The organism is Pseudomonas sp. GM24 (genome assembly GCF_000282235.1).
In the GTDB taxonomy this organism is placed as follows: domain Bacteria; phylum Pseudomonadota; class Gammaproteobacteria; order Pseudomonadales; family Pseudomonadaceae; genus Aquipseudomonas.
In genome coordinates this window covers 1-14190 of sequence record NZ_AKJR01000153.1, presented here as the reverse complement: position 1 = coordinate 14190, position 14190 = coordinate 1, and the positions used below count along the sequence as shown (strand labels likewise).

The following is a 14190-nucleotide window of genomic DNA, read 5'->3' as shown; positions in this document are numbered from 1 at the left end:
CAGATCTTGCGTTCAACTCGGCATTCCAAGTCGGCGTTACTTGCACAAACACCTCGGTCAGTCCCCTCTCCCTCTGGGAGAGGGCTAGGGTGAGGGCTTCTTCGCCAGGTTGAGTTTCACGGCCGCACATTCCTGCTCCCAATCGGCCGTCAGTGTGGCCAGCGTCAAGGCGTTGCCCAGCGCTGCGCCGCTGGCGGTGTTGTCGAATATGCACCAGGTCGCAGCACCTGCTGCGGCCGCTGATTGCAGAGCTTGTGCGAGGTCTAGCAGATACGTTGAATCGTAGGCGCTGTGGTAAATGCGCGGTGAGCCGTGCAGGCGCCAATACCGGGTTCCGGCCCAGCCACTGGGCGCAGCATCATTGCTGATGCGCGAGGGATCGACGGTTGTTTGGGCGATCTGCCAAGTCATCAACATCGGCTCAGCGATGACCCACGATTCATGCCGTGGCTCGAGCACCACAGGGCCGCAGAAGCGCTGACGCAGTATCTTAAAAAAGGCTTCGGCGATGGTGGCGTCGAACGCCAGTGATGGCGGCAATTGCACAAGCAAGCAACCGAGACGCTCGCCTAACGCGCCGCACTCAGCCAGAAACTTGTCCAGCGCTGCCTCACATCCCGCCAGACGTAATTCATGGGTGATGTGTTTGGGCATTTTCACCGAAAAGCGAAAGGCCTCCGGTACGCCATCGGCCCAACGTTCGTAGGTTTGCCGGCGATGGGGACGGTAGAACGAGCTGTTGATTTCCACGCAGTTGAGGCGCGAAGCGTAGCGCTGCAACTGCGAGCCTTCCACCGAAAACGCCGGCCAATGCTCGCGCCCCAGACTCCAACCTGCACAGCCCACGAAAATCATCAACTTACCTCTTGTCGTGCCCACTCGATCGGTGATCGTTCCCACGCAGAGCGTGGGAACGATCAACAGTTGCCTGTCGATTAACCGGTTACTTTTTTCCGGGCAACACCGAGCCGAGCACCTGCTTGGCGGTTTGCAGGATCACCCCGGCCTCATCCGGATCGCCCTTGAGCAGCGTCGTGGCGAATTTCTTCGCCTGCTCAAGTTTGATGTGCGGTGGCAGCGGCGGCACACTCGGATCAGTCTTGAACTCGATCAACACCGGCACCTCCGAGGCCAGTGCCTGCTCCCAGGCAGCGGCGACGTCTTCTTCGCGATCGACAAAAATGCCCTTCAGGCCAATGGAGATGGCGAACAAGTGGTAAGGCACATCGGGGATGCTTTGCGAAGCTTCGAATTTCGGATCACCCTCCATCACCCGCTGTTCCCACGTGACCTGATTAAGGTCCTCGTTGTTGAACACCGCGCAGATCCATTTCGGGCTCGCCCACTGTCGCCAGTATTTGGCGACGGTAATCAGCTCGGCCATGTTGTTCATCTGCATCGCGCCATCGCCCACCAGCGCGATGACTGCACGTTCGGGATAGGCGAACTTGGCGGCAATCGCGTAAGGCACAGCGGCGCCCATCGAGGCCAGCCCACCGGACAATGAACACTGCATGCCACGGCGAATCTTCAGATCACGGGCAAACCAGTTGGCGCACGAGCCGGAGTCGCTGGTGATGATTGCCTGATCGGGCAGGCGCGGTGACAATTCATACACCACCCTTTGCGGGTTGACCGGGTCGGCTTTGGCCATCGCACGTCTTTCCAGGGTTTTCTCCCAGCTACCGCGCCAGCCTTCGACTTTCTTGCGCCACTTGCTGGAGGTTTTCTGCTCAAGCAGCGGCAACAACGCCGCGAGTGTTTCCGCCGAGTCGCCAACCAGATTGACCTCCATCGGGTAGCGCAGGCTGAGCATGTCGGGCTGCAAATCGATTTGTACGCCCCGCGCCTGGCCTTCCTTGGGCAGAAACTCCGCGTAGGGAAAACCCGAACCGATCATCAGCAAAGTGTCGCATTCGCTCATCAGTTTGTAGCTTGGCTCGGTGCCGAGCAGGCCGATGCTGCCGGTGACCCAAGGCAGATCGTCGGGTAACGCGGCCTTGCCTAAAAGAGCCTTGGCGACGCCCGCGCCGAGTTTTTCGGCCACCGCGATGACTTGATCGGTCGCCTGCAAAGCCCCCGCGCCAACCAGAATCGCGACCTTCTCGCCCGCGTTCAAAACGTCAGCGGCACGCTGCAGATCCACGTCATACGGCAACACTTTGGGTTTCGTGTAACCCACCCCGGAATGCGCGGTGCCATGGGCGCGTGCCGGTGCTTCGTATTTCAGCTCCTGCAAATCGTTAGGCAGAATCAGCGCGGTTACCCGGCGTTCGCCCACGGCCGTGCGCACGGCCCGATCAAGTAGATGCCGCACCTGTGAAGGCGCCGACGCCTGCTGCACAAATGCCCCGGCAACGTCCTTGAACATCGACACCAGATCCAGCTCTTGCTGGTAGTGACTGCCCAGCGCCGTGCGTGCCTGCTGGCCGACAATGGCCAACACTGGCATGTGGTCCATGCGCGCATCGTAAAGGCCGGTGATCAGGTGCGAGGCGCCTGGGCCGGAAGTGGCAATGCACACGCCCAGCTCACCGGTGAACTTGGCGTGTGCCGAGGCCATAAACGCAGCCATCTCTTCATGGCGCGCCTGGACGAATTCGATTTTTCCCTTGGCCCGACTGAGCGCGCCGAACACGCCGTTGATGCCGTCACCCGGGTAACCAAAAATCCGCGTAACGCCCCATTGGCTGAGCCGCTCGACCAGAAAATCTCCCACTGTCATCGTCATCTCGATCCTCGTCTTTCTCCGCTGCATGGAGCTGTCCCGGCAGCACATCCGCCGGGAGGTGTAAGGGTCTGGACACTCGGGGCGTTGGCGAAGTTTCGATGGATTTCTGCGCGCCGATCCTTGTTTGCGAACAAAACCGCCAGAGCGGCACAATGCGCACATCGATAATGACAAGGACAAAAGACATGGATTTCCCAGCAGCATGGCGCAGCCAATTTGCCGGTGCGGCCATTGAACAGCAGACCATTGGCGAATCGCGCGCTGATGTATGGCGGATCACGCCTGCCGGGGCTGCGCCGCAGTTCGTCAAAACCGAACAGGTGATGACCTGGGGCGAGTTGCCCGGTGAAGTGCAGCGGTTACGCTGGATGGCGACTCAGGATTTGCCGGCGCCGCGAGTGCTCGACACCACCACGCAAGCGCAACACAACTGGCTGTTGATGACCGCCGTGGCCGGTCGCGATCTGGCCAGCAGCGAGCACCTCTCGCCGCAGCAGATCGTCACGCTCGCAGCCCAGGCGTTGCGCGCACTGCATGCGGTCGCGATCGACAGTTGCCCGTTCGATCATTGCCTGGAGCAGAAGATCACACGGGCCCGCGAACACCTGCTCGCCGGGCTGATCGATGAAGAAGACTTCGACGACTCGCGCCTCGGACAATCCGCCGAGGAAGTGTTCGAGCAGTTGCTCGCCACACGCCCGGCGCACGAGGATCTGGTGGTGACTCATGGCGATGCGTGCCTGCCCAACCTGCTCGCTGCCAATGGTCGTTTCAGCGGGTTTGTCGACTGCGGACGCCTGGGCGTTGCCGATCGTTATCAGGATTTGGCGTTGGCTGCGCACAGCATCACGGACAACCTCGGCGAGCAGTGGCTGCCCTTGTTTTTCGAGGTTTATGGCGTCGAGCCGGATCAGCAGCGGATCGCCTTTTATCAGTTGCTCGATGAATTTTTCTGAGACCCCACAAGACCTCCAGGTTGGCGGTGAGGCCATTCGCGAGCAGGCTCGCTGCCACCCGGAATTGAGTTCCAATGTGGGAGCGAGCCTGCTCGCGAAGACGTCAGAACAATCACTGCTGACGTGGCGGTTTTCAACAATGCGGATGCACTGTCCACGCGACCAGTTTGATCACGATCGGCCGCACGATGAGGATGCACAGGAACGCCGCAGGCATCGCCAGCTTGTAGGCGTGCAAGGCATTACCCAGGTAATCATTATCAATGCCGGAGTTGGCAGCGGTGATCACCAGCGACATCAGAAACGCCATGATCGTCGCCATGTACAGCGCAAACACATAAGGCGTGGCGCGCGGCGACAGCTTTCGACGGCCAAGGATCATGGCTTCGGAGTTTGTTGGTTGATTCATAAGGCGTTTCCATCCATTGACAGGGAGACCGCACGTTAGCAAAGCCCTCCGGCTGCAACTAGACGCTCAACCGCAGGTACTTTATAAAGCAGAACTTACGAATCAACCCTCAACGGGGCATGGATGAATCTGTTAGCGGCGATTGCCAGCTTTATCAAAGTGGTTGAAGCCGGCTCGATTGTCGGCGCCGCCAAGACCTTGGGCGTGAGCGCGGCGGCGGTGAGCCAGACGATCAATCGGCTGGAGGCGCATCTCGGCGTGCGCCTGTTGCAGCGCACCACGCGCAGCATGGCGCTGACCGAAAACGGCGCGGTTTACTACGAGAAAGTTCGCCGTATTGCGGCGGACCTGGAAGCCGCGCAAAGCTCGATCAGCAGCGATGAAACCGAGTTGCAAGGCCGCTTGAGTATCGCGTCGACGTCTGCGTTCGGCCGCCATGTGCTGGCCTCGCTGATCGCCGGTTTCGCAGCTCGGCATCCGCGTCTGCTCATCGAACTCTCGACCACCAATGGCAAGATCAACCACATCCAGGACGGCATCGATCTGAGCCTGCGGATCAAACCGCAACTGGAGGACGGCATCGTCGCGCGCAAGATCGTTTCACTGCCCTTCGTCATGTGCGCCGCGCCGGCCTATCTACAACGCGCCGGTCGCCCGCAATCACCAGACGACCTGCAAAACCACGCTTGCCTGGCCTTTCGTTATCCCTTGGACGGGCGTTTTTTGCGCTGGAGTTTTACTCGCGACGGCCGGCGTTTCGATGCCCCGATCAATGCCACCGCCGTCAGTGATGACATCGATGCATTGGCGCAAATGGCGGTCCACGGCGCTGGGGTCACCCGGCTGGCGGAGTTTGTCGCGGCACCTTATCTGGCGAGCGGGCAATTGGTGCCGCTGTTTGAACACAGCGACGCCACCCACTCCGTTGTCGAGCCGATGGACATCTACGCCTGCGTACAGGAACGCGCGGCGATGACGCCGAAGGTCAAAGCCTTTCTGGACTATCTGACAGCGCATCTGGCTACACGCTGGCCGATGGAAAATGCCTAAGACGCAGGGATTAAAGAGGCTCGCTGAAGCGCGCGAAATCGGGCAAAGTTCACCTCGCCCATTCGGCCCATCACGGAAGATAACAACAATGAAAAAGTCTCTCGGCGCCTTGCTACTGATCTGCTTGAGCAGCCACGTATTCGCTGATACCGGACCCGTCGGTTTCCAGTACGCCACGCTGGCCGACCCGCGCAACGAGCGCCCGCTGGAAATGGTCGTCTGGTACCCGAGTGCGACCACGGATGGGACGCCCCAATTGTTCGGTGACAACCCGGTCTTCGTCGGCGCCCCAGCCGTGCTCGACGCCCCAGCCGCCAAGGGTGAGCATCCATTGGTGGTGATTTCCCACGGCAACGGCGGCAGCTGGATCAACCAGACGTGGCTGGCCAGTGCGCTGGCCCATCAGGGTTACATCGTCGCCGCGGTCAACCATCCCGGCACTACCAGCCGCGATCGCAGCCCGCAAGCAGCAGCGCAACTGTGGCAACGCCCCGTTGACCTCAGCCGTGCCATTGATGCGGTAACGGCGCAACCGGGTAAATTCGGTACGGTGGCCAAGGATCGAATTGCCGTTATCGGCCATTCTCTCGGTGGCTGGACGGTGCTGGAAAGCGGCGGCGCGCGCTTCGACCCCAAGCGCTTTGCCGACGACTGCAAAGTCCAAACGCAATTGATCAGTTGCACGGCGTATAAACAGATGAACACTGAAAGCTCGGCGCAATCGAAAGCTCAGCTCGCCGCCGATTGGCGTGACAAGCGCATCACTGCCGTGGTGTCACTGGACCTGGGCCTGTCGCGCGGGATGACCGATGCAAGCCTGGCGACCTACCCCGTACCGATCCTGGTGATCGCCGCCGGCGTACCGTCGAAAGAACTGCCCGCGCAACTGGAATCCGTCGACCTCGCCAAACGCCTGCCGAAAACCTCATCGCGCTTCGTCGAGATCAGCGACGCCAGCCATTTCACCTTTATGGCGATCTGCAAACCTGGCGCCGTGGCCATACTCGACAAAGACGTACCGGGCGACAGCATCATCTGCACCGATGGCGAGGGTGGCCGTCCACGCGCGGTGATTCAGCAGCAAGTGATTTCCCTGATTACCGGGTTTCTGGCGCAGTCACCCGGCAGCCTGAAACACGCCATCACTTATAAGGACTCCCAATAATAATGCTCACGCCCTCCCCTCAAACCTTCCGGGGCAGTTGCCTGTGCGGTACGGTGAAATACCAGATCCGCTCACGGCCCAAAGCACTTTCGCACTGCCACTGCAGCCAGTGCCGCAAAAGCCATGGTGCGGCATTTGCCAGCTATGGCAGCGTGCTGCGCCAGAATCTGGAATTGCTGGCGGGGGCCGATCAAGTCAAGTCTTACCGTTCTTCTGAAGCGGTACAGCGCCAGTTCTGCTCGCACTGCGGCTCGTCACTGTTCTGGGCGCGTGATGAGGGTGAGCACAGGGAATGGATTTCGGTCGCGCTGGGCACGCTGGACACAACGTTCACCAGCGAAAAACAGCAACACGTCGAAGTGACGTCGAAGGCGCCGTGGTTTGAAATCAAGGATCAATGGCCGCAGCGCTGAGTTGAGCTGATTGTGCGCCAGGCGTTAACAGGTTCGTTGCAGCAGCTCTGTTCAGGAGGTCAGCGATGAGAACGGCACACACTCATCGCTTCAGTCAGCCACACTCGGAAGGCGGTGCTGTTGGCGCAGCTTTCGAACGGCCGTGGCGATAGCAGGCAGTAGGTCGATCCGTCCTGCGTAAAACCGAACGGTGCGATCAATTGCCCGGACTCCAGCTCACTTTGCACCATCAGAAAAGACGCCATGCCGATGCCCTGGCCGGCCAATGCTGCCTGGATGCACAGATAGAAATGTTCGTAGTCGACGCGACTGCCGTCCGGTACGCCTTGGCCGGCAAGCCGCAGCCAGTTGTCCCATGCCAGCGGACGCGTTTTGCTGCGTAACAGGCAGGCGCCGCGCAAATCAGCGGACTCGGGCTTTTTCGAGGGCAGGCAAACCGGGCCTATCCACTCCTGGCAAATCGTCACGGCATGAACCGATTCGTCCCAGTGAAAATCGTCTCGGCGGATCGCCAGGTCAGCACCTGAACGGGCGAAGTCGATCGGCCCTCCGGCAGTCAGCAGTTGCACCTGAATATGCGGGTGGCTGCGGTGAAAGTCGGGCAGACGCGGGATCAGCCATTTCATGGCGATGGTCGGCTCGCAAGACACCACCAGCACATCGTCATGGCGCTCTTGCTGCAAACGATAAACCACCCCTTCCAACTGCTCGAACATCGGTCGAGTGACCTCGAACAACAGGCGACCGGCCTGATTGAGAAAGATTGCCCGATTGCGTCGTTCGAACAACTCGACCCCGATCGCCTCCTCCAGCAAGCGCACCTGACGGCTCACCGCGCCATGAGTGACGTGCAACTGTTGCGCGGCTTTGACGAAACTCTGGGTCTGCGCGGCGGTGTTGAAAAAACGAAAGGCAGCCAATGGAGGCAAGTTCATATAGACGACGATTTCTCACAGATTTACGCGACTATAAATCGTTTTTTCTGCAGACGACAATTCTTCATCATTTGCGCCAAACGCTGTACTGATCACGATCCGGGTCGCGTCATGCAGCGCGACATCTGTGAGTTAACGTAGCGCAAATAATGAATGGAGAATGTTGATGAATGAGTTGTTTCTGATGATCGCCATCACGATGTTGGCGGTGATCAGCCCTGGCCCGGACTTTGCCATGGTCACCCGCAACAGTTACGCGTTCGGGCGACGCAGTGGCTTGATGGCGGCGCTGGGCATCGCCTGTGGCGTGCAGGTTCATGTGCTCTACACGGTGTTTGGCGTGGCCGTGATCATCACGCAGTCGCCCTTGTTGTTTATGGCGATGAAACTGCTGGGCGGCGGATACCTGGTTTATCTGGGCATCAAATCTTTTACCAATACCTCGGTGATGACGTTTGCGGACGCTGGCGGCTCGGCCCCCTCAGCCTGGGCGGTGTTTCGCAGCGGTTTTCTGACCAATGCACTGAATCCGAAAACCATGCTGTTTGTCGTCGCGGCATACAGCCAGTTTGTTCAGGCCGGTAGCTCGCTCGCCATCAACTTCGCGTACGGATTGTTTATGTCGCTGGCCCACTGGCTGTGGTTCAGTCTGGTCGCGTTGTTCTTCTCCACAGAGGGATTGCGCCGCCGCATGCTGGAAAAACAGCGAGTCATTGACCGGGTGATTGGCACCGCCCTGATTGGCCTTGCCGCGTGTTTATTGATTCCGGGGATTGGCCAGTCTTGAATGCAGGGGACATTTAGCCTGGCGACCTCTGGATTACACAGCGAGTTCTGTGGTGTCCTGTCTCTTATCAGCGAGGTATTTTTTCCACTTGCCAACGAAGAGGCCCCTTAGATGAGCAAAGCGCCGTATGTTCCGCCCCAGGTCTGGAAAAACGAAGCCCCGTCAGGAGGACAGTTCGCCAGTATCAATCGACCGATTGCCGGCCCCACCCATGACAAGACGCTGCCAGTCGGCAAACATCCGCTGCAGCTCTACTCGCTGGCCACGCCCAACGGCGTCAAAGTCACGATTCTGCTGGAAGAGCTGCTAGCGCTGGGACACAGCGCTGCCGAATACGATGCCTGGCTGATTCGCATTGGCGAAGGCGATCAGTTCTCCAGCGGTTTTGTCGAGATCAACCCCAACTCGAAAATCCCGGCGCTGCTGGACCGGAGCGTTGAGCCGCCGATTCGTGTGTTCGAATCCGGTTCGATCCTGCTGTATCTGGCCGAAAAGTTCGGCGCCTTCCTGCCGAAAGACCCGGCTGGCCGCACCGAAACCTTGAATTGGCTGTTCTGGCAAATGGGCGCCGCGCCGTACCTGGGCGGTGGTTTCGGGCATTTCTATGCCTATGCGCCGGAAAAGATGGAGTATCCGATCAACCGCTTCACCATGGAAGCCAAGCGCCAACTGGATGTGCTCGATCGGCGCCTGGCCGAAAGCGCCTACCTGGCCGGCGACAGCTACACCATCGCCGACATCGCGGTCTGGCCGTGGTACGGGCAACTGGTGCGCAACAACGTTTATTCCGCCGCCGAGTTTCTCGCGGCGCACGAATACACGCATGTGCAGCGCTGGGCCGAAGACATCGCCAAACGGCCGGCAGTCATTCGTGGGCAACGCGTCAATCGCACGTGGGGCGATGAAGCGACTCAAGTGCCCGAGCGGCACGACGCCAGCGATCTGAACTGACAACCCTGTTCGTCATATTCACCCACTGAGCACGCCCCTCAGCAGCGCCGGTCACCGACCTTTGTGACCGGTCTGCTACATCTCATTTGCCCCCCAAAAAACCACGACTCTGCGCCAACCCGCGCCACAGAGCGGTCAGCCAATTGTGAAAAATTCGTTAACTAACTGAGCCGTACGGCTTTCTTCACCCGGAATGATCTGACACACTAATGCGAATAATTCCTACACGCACTCGCACTGGATTCGTTTTCGTATCATTTGGGGAAGCAGATTGATGTCGTTTCGCACCATTCACCGCCGTTCAAACCGTTCACCTAACCTGTTGGCGCTCGCCATCTGCATGGCCAGCATCGCACCGGCACTGGCCGACGAGACAACGCCCGCCACGCCTGAAAAAACCGCGCCGACCACGCTGGAACTGGATGCGACGGAAATCGGCGCCACGCAGATGAGCAGCACCACCGAGGACACCCGGTCTTACACCACTGGCCCGATGCGGACGGCGACCAAGCTGTCGCTGACCATGCGCGAAACGCCTCAGGCGGTGACGGTGATCACCCGTCAGCGCATGGACGACCAGAACATGACCAGCATCAACGATGTGGTGCAAGGCACGCCGGGACTGTTCCTCAGTCAGGCCAGCGGTCCGGGTCGACAGACCTACAGCTCGCGCGGCTTCGACATCGACACCATCATGTACGATGGTCTGCCGAGTTCGTACTCGCCCTTTTCGATGGCGGTGCAACCGAACCTGGCGATGTTCGATCGCGTCGAAATCGTCCGCGGTGCGACTGGCCTGGTCACCGGCGCCGGCAACCCTTCGGCGGCGATCAACCTGGTGCGCAAACGTCCGACCGCCGATCAACGCGTCACCCTCACTGGCGCCGCCGGCAGTTGGGATGACTACCGAGGCGAGATCGACGCCTCCAGCCCGTTGAACGAAAGCGGCACCCTGCGTGGCCGCGTGGTCAGTTCCTACCAGGGCGCCGACAGCTTCCGCGACAAGGAAGAAAACGATCATGGTTTGTTCTACGCCATCGGTGAAGCCGACCTGAGCGACAGCACCACCGCGACTCTCGGCTTCTCGCGGCAGAATGAGCAAACCAACTATTTCTGGGGCGGCCTGCCGATTGGCACCAACGGCCATCACCTCGATCTGCCCCGCTCCACCTACCCGGGTACCGACTGGGAAAACCGCAAGCTGCAAATCGACACCGTGTTCGGTGAAGTCGAGCATCGCTTCGACAATGACTGGAAACTGCACGTCGCCGGCTCGTCCTCGACCCTCGACGGCGAGTTCTCCGGGACTTACCTGTCGCGTTACGCGGGCCCGCTGGAAACCACCGCTTATCAATCCCATCACACCGACAAGCAACACTCGCTCGACGTGTTTGCCAGCGGCCCGTTCGAAGCGTTCGGCCGCAGCCACGAACTGGTGGTCGGCGCCAGCAACCGCGTATATGACGCGACCACCAAGGAATACGATCCGTACACCACGGCCTGGCCGATTGGCGCGCCCAAGCCTGATTTCGTGCGTGACGGCAAAACCCGCAACGTCACCACCCAGGACGCGGTGTACCTGACCACCCGCCTGAGCCTGGCCGATCCGCTGACGCTGATCCTCGGCGGCCGTCTCGACTGGTACGACTACGATGATCGCTCCGGCGATGGCGATTACAAGGTCACTCGTAACGTCACTCGCTATGCCGGTCTGATCTACAAACTCGACGACCATCACTCGGTGTACGCCAGCTATACCGACATCTTCACCCCGCAAACCCAGAAGGACCTCGGCGGCAAGGTGCTCGAGCCGATCGTCGGCGAAAACTACGAGGTGGGCATCAAGGGCGAGTACTTCAACGGCGCCCTCAACGCCAGTCTGGCGGTGTTCCAGATGGACCAGACCGGCCGCGCCACCCTGGCCGACAATCAGTTCGGTTGCCCGGTCCTGACCTGCTACGGGTCATCGGGCAAGATCCGCAGCCAAGGCGTGGACATGGAACTGCAAGGCGCGCTGACCGACAACTGGCAGGTCGGCGCTGGTTACACCTATACCCGCGCGCACTACATCAAAGACGAGAACCCGACGAACAACAATCAGCGTTTCGATACCGACACGCCTGAGCATCTGTTCAAGGTCTCCACCGTGTACCGCTTCCAGGGTCCGCTGCAACACCTGCGCGTGGGTGGCAACGTTTACTGGCAGAGCCGCATGTACAACGATGTCGCCCTGGCCAATAACGGCAGCTACCGCCTCGAACAGGGTGGCTACGCCGTCACTGATTTGATGGCCGGGTACGAGGTCAACAAACACCTGGATCTTCAGGTTAACGCGAACAATATCTTTGACCGCGTCTACTACTCCGCCATCGGCTCCAATGTCACGTGGGGTTCCAACGACAACTATGGCAACCCGCGCAGCTACATGCTGACCGCCAAATACAAGTTCTGAGTCACTGACGTTCTGATCAGCAGCAATAAACAAGGGCGCCGGGGACATCCACGGCGCCCTTGTACTTTCTGGCCTCTTCATTAGTCATAAGCAGTAATAACCGTTAGTCTCTGAGCGAACTCTTCACGAAGCATCGCGCTATGACCAATCCGGCCTTTACCCCCGACATCGACGCGATCCGCAGCATTGAAGCTGTTCCGGTCATCCTGAGCATGGTCAAGCACCTCACGGGCATGCGTTTCGCTGCGGTAGCGCGGGTCACCGAAAGCAACTGGGTGGCGTGCGCCGTCGATGACTCTATTGATTTCGGGCTCAAACCCGGTGGCGAACTGGTACTTGAATCGACTATCTGCCACGAGATCCGCCAGCATCAACAACCGGTGATTTTCGGGCACGCCAGTGCGCACCCGGTCTTTTCGCTGCACCACACGCCGAAAACCTATGGCCTGGAAAGCTACATCTCCATTCCCATCGTCAAAGCCAATGGCGACTTCTTCGGCACTCTGTGCGCTATCGACTCGGTCCCGGCCAATATCGACGAACCGGCCATTACCAAAACACTGACCTTGTTCGCTCAATTGATCGCCATGAACCTGGACACGCAACGCCATCTGGAAGCGACCCAAATCGAGCTGGACAACGCCAATGAACTCGGGCGCCTGCGCGAGCAATTCATCGCCGTACTCGGCCACGACTTGCGCACACCACTGAGCGCCGTGCGCATGAGCGCCGACCTGCTGCAAAGCAAAACCGAAGACAAGCGCTCGCTCAACCTGATTGCGGCGATCCGCAATAGCTCGGTGCGCATGGGCGTGCTGATCGAAAACATCCTTGACTTTGCCCGAGGACGCCTGGGCGGCGGGATTCCGGTGCAGCGCAAGCTGGTGGACGACTTGCAGCACACCCTGCAATTGACCCTTGCCGAGGTTCAGGCGTCCCATCCGCAGGCGAAATTCATTCATGAACTGGATGTCCCGGCAGGCGTCTATTGCGATGTGCTACGGATCAGCCAATTGCTTTCCAATCTGCTGGGCAATGCGGTTACCCACGGCTCGAACAGCACACCGATCGTCCTCAATGCTTGTGCAGAAAACGACGAGATCGTGATTTCCCTGACCAATCAGGGCACGCCGATTTCAGCGCAGCTGATGCCACTGCTGTTCGAACCGTTTTCCCGCGCCGAAGCCGGGCAGCGTTGCGAGGGTTTGGGGTTGGGACTTTATATCGCGTCGCAGATAGCGACGGCGCACAACGGCACCTTGAGCGTGACCTCAAGCGCCGAGTTGGGAACCTGCTTCGTGGCGAGATTCCCGGCCCGGTTCAAATGGGTTTAAGCCGCCTGCCGACGCATCGTCAGAATCGCTGCGCCAAAACCGATAAACGTTGAACCGACCACACGACTGACCCAACGGGACAACGCCGGCCGGGTCAGCACGCCCTTGGCGCGGGAAGCCAACGCGGCGTACACGCTCAGTGACGACACCGACAACGCCATGAAGATCGAAGTCAGGATCAGAAACTGCGGCAACAGCGCGGCGCCCTGATCAATGAACTGCGGAAACAATGCGGTAAAAAACATCGTCGCCTTGGGATTGGTCACCGCCGTCAGGAACGCCGACTTGTACAACTTGCCGCGAGTCGGCCGCACCATGCTCGCCTCCCCCTCGACACCCTCCGGCAGCATCGGGCCCTTCTTGAACAGCTGCTTGACCCCGAGGTAGAACAGATACCCGGCCCCGATGATTTTTACCGCATTGAACAGAATTTCCGAACTGGCCAACAACGCCCCCAGCCCCAACATCGCCGCAGCCGACAGACAGAACAAACCACTGGCATTGCCCAGCGAAGACCAGATCGTGCTGCGCTGCCCATGCGCGAGACTGTTATTGATCGCCATCAAAGTTGCCGGCCCGGGGCTGGCGATGGCAATTGCGGCGACCAGAGTGAAGGTCAATATCGAGTGAGAATCCATTTCCGCTGCTCGCATAAGTGAAGTCGCAGCATGTTACAGCAACCTGCTGCATAGCCCAGATCAAAAGCCCCTCACCCTAGCCCTCTCCCAGAGGGAGAGGGGACTGACCGTGGTGTTTGGGAGAGGTACGCCGACGTGCGATACCGCGTTGAACTCAGGTTTTGAAAAGCCCACAAATCGGCTCCCTCTCCCTCGGGAGAGGGCTGGGCGGGCGGCGTTCCGATGAGCGGAAGCACCACCACAAATCCAAAGCCGACCACGCCCCCCGCTCTTCACCACTCAATAGGCCGAGTGTCAGCTCGCCTGCTCTTGATCTTGATCTTGATCCACGGGCGACGTCGGAAGGCTGAGTGGAGGGATTGATCCGGG

Annotated in this window: 13 protein-coding genes; 8 read left to right on the top strand and 5 right to left on the bottom strand. The window is 59.6% G+C overall.

What is annotated here, in order from left to right:
* Window positions 1-84 precede the first annotated feature (84 nt).
* Window positions 85-855: a DUF72 domain-containing protein gene (locus PMI23_RS17550; RefSeq protein WP_007913112.1), complete on the bottom strand. Its 771-nt coding sequence runs from the start codon at window positions 853-855 to the stop codon at window positions 85-87.
* An 88-nt stretch (window positions 856-943) separates the two neighbouring features.
* Window positions 944-2731 (bottom strand): thiamine pyrophosphate-requiring protein, encoded by a 1788-nt coding sequence (locus PMI23_RS17545; RefSeq protein WP_007913111.1) that lies wholly within the window; start codon window positions 2729-2731, stop codon window positions 944-946.
* 185 nt (window positions 2732-2916) lie between these two features.
* Here PMI23_RS17545 and PMI23_RS17540 point away from each other — a divergent pair, with 185 nt between their 5' ends.
* Window positions 2917-3687, top strand: a complete 771-nt coding sequence (locus PMI23_RS17540; protein WP_007913110.1) for an APH(3')-II family aminoglycoside O-phosphotransferase — start codon at window positions 2917-2919, stop codon at window positions 3685-3687.
* Window positions 3688-3820: 133 nt separating this feature from the next.
* On the opposite strand, the gene PMI23_RS17535 is transcribed toward PMI23_RS17540, so the two are convergent.
* Window positions 3821-4096 carry a DUF2798 domain-containing protein gene (locus tag PMI23_RS17535; protein ID WP_007913109.1) on the bottom strand — a complete coding sequence of 92 codons (276 nt, stop codon included), beginning with the start codon at window positions 4094-4096 and terminating at the stop codon, window positions 3821-3823.
* A gap of 123 nt (window positions 4097-4219) precedes the next feature.
* Here PMI23_RS17535 and PMI23_RS17530 point away from each other — a divergent pair, with 123 nt between their 5' ends.
* From PMI23_RS17530 to PMI23_RS17520, 3 genes are all read left to right on the top strand, one after another.
* Window positions 4220-5146, top strand: coding sequence for a LysR family transcriptional regulator (locus PMI23_RS17530; protein ID WP_007913108.1), 927 nt, complete (start codon window positions 4220-4222; stop codon window positions 5144-5146).
* 88 nt (window positions 5147-5234) lie between these two features.
* Entirely contained in the window at window positions 5235-6311 is a 1077-nt protein-coding gene (locus tag PMI23_RS17525; protein ID WP_007913098.1) for an alpha/beta hydrolase family protein, read from the top strand.
* A gap of 2 nt (window positions 6312-6313) precedes the next feature.
* Window positions 6314-6724: a GFA family protein gene (locus PMI23_RS17520; RefSeq protein WP_007913096.1), complete on the top strand. Its 411-nt coding sequence runs from the start codon at window positions 6314-6316 to the stop codon at window positions 6722-6724.
* 59 nt (window positions 6725-6783) lie between these two features.
* On the opposite strand, the gene PMI23_RS17515 is transcribed toward PMI23_RS17520, so the two are convergent.
* Complete coding sequence (locus PMI23_RS17515) at window positions 6784-7659, bottom strand: LysR substrate-binding domain-containing protein (protein WP_007913094.1); 876 nt, start codon at window positions 7657-7659, stop codon at window positions 6784-6786.
* A gap of 166 nt (window positions 7660-7825) precedes the next feature.
* On the opposite strand from PMI23_RS17515, the gene PMI23_RS17510 reads away from it, so the two are divergent.
* From PMI23_RS17510 to PMI23_RS17495, 4 genes are all read left to right on the top strand, one after another.
* On the top strand, window positions 7826-8446 hold the full coding sequence (locus PMI23_RS17510) for a LysE family translocator (protein WP_007913092.1): 621 nt from the start codon (window positions 7826-7828) through the stop codon (window positions 8444-8446).
* 111 nt (window positions 8447-8557) lie between these two features.
* Window positions 8558-9397, top strand: a complete 840-nt coding sequence (yghU, locus tag PMI23_RS17505) for a glutathione-dependent disulfide-bond oxidoreductase (protein ID WP_007913089.1) — start codon at window positions 8558-8560, stop codon at window positions 9395-9397.
* Window positions 9398-9671: 274 nt separating this feature from the next.
* Window positions 9672-11849: a TonB-dependent siderophore receptor gene (locus tag PMI23_RS17500; protein WP_007913088.1), complete on the top strand. Its 2178-nt coding sequence runs from the start codon at window positions 9672-9674 to the stop codon at window positions 11847-11849.
* A gap of 140 nt (window positions 11850-11989) precedes the next feature.
* Complete coding sequence (locus tag PMI23_RS17495; RefSeq protein ID WP_007913086.1) at window positions 11990-13183, top strand: GAF domain-containing sensor histidine kinase; 1194 nt, start codon at window positions 11990-11992, stop codon at window positions 13181-13183.
* On the opposite strand, the gene PMI23_RS17490 is transcribed toward PMI23_RS17495, so the two are convergent.
* Window positions 13180-13821: a LysE family translocator gene (locus tag PMI23_RS17490; protein WP_007913084.1), complete on the bottom strand. Its 642-nt coding sequence runs from the start codon at window positions 13819-13821 to the stop codon at window positions 13180-13182. The two genes, PMI23_RS17495 and PMI23_RS17490, sit on opposite strands and share 4 nt — an antisense overlap.
* Between the last annotated feature and the right edge of the window lie 369 nt (window positions 13822-14190).

Bases quoted from the DNA above. Each gene is read 5' to 3' on its own strand.
- PMI23_RS17520 (WP_007913096.1), top strand. From the start codon at position 6,314: ATGCTCACGCCCTCCCCTCAAACCTTCCGGGGCAGTTGCCTGTGCGGT.
- PMI23_RS17515 (WP_007913094.1), bottom strand. From the start codon at position 7,659: ATGAACTTGCCTCCATTGGCTGCCTTTCGTTTTTTCAACACCGCCGCG.
- PMI23_RS17550 (WP_007913112.1), bottom strand. From the start codon at position 855: ATGATTTTCGTGGGCTGTGCAGGTTGGAGTCTGGGGCGCGAGCATTGG.
- PMI23_RS17535 (WP_007913109.1), bottom strand. From the start codon at position 4,096: ATGAATCAACCAACAAACTCCGAAGCCATGATCCTTGGCCGTCGAAAG.
- yghU (WP_007913089.1), top strand. From the start codon at position 8,558: ATGAGCAAAGCGCCGTATGTTCCGCCCCAGGTCTGGAAAAACGAAGCC.
- PMI23_RS17490 (WP_007913084.1), bottom strand. From the start codon at position 13,821: ATGGATTCTCACTCGATATTGACCTTCACTCTGGTCGCCGCAATTGCC.
- PMI23_RS17540 (WP_007913110.1), top strand. From the start codon at position 2,917: ATGGATTTCCCAGCAGCATGGCGCAGCCAATTTGCCGGTGCGGCCATT.
- PMI23_RS17530 (WP_007913108.1), top strand. From the start codon at position 4,220: ATGAATCTGTTAGCGGCGATTGCCAGCTTTATCAAAGTGGTTGAAGCC.
- PMI23_RS17495 (WP_007913086.1), top strand. From the start codon at position 11,990: ATGACCAATCCGGCCTTTACCCCCGACATCGACGCGATCCGCAGCATT.
- PMI23_RS17525 (WP_007913098.1), top strand. From the start codon at position 5,235: ATGAAAAAGTCTCTCGGCGCCTTGCTACTGATCTGCTTGAGCAGCCAC.
- PMI23_RS17545 (WP_007913111.1), bottom strand. From the start codon at position 2,731: ATGACGATGACAGTGGGAGATTTTCTGGTCGAGCGGCTCAGCCAATGG.
- PMI23_RS17500 (WP_007913088.1), top strand. From the start codon at position 9,672: ATGTCGTTTCGCACCATTCACCGCCGTTCAAACCGTTCACCTAACCTG.
- PMI23_RS17510 (WP_007913092.1), top strand. From the start codon at position 7,826: ATGAATGAGTTGTTTCTGATGATCGCCATCACGATGTTGGCGGTGATC.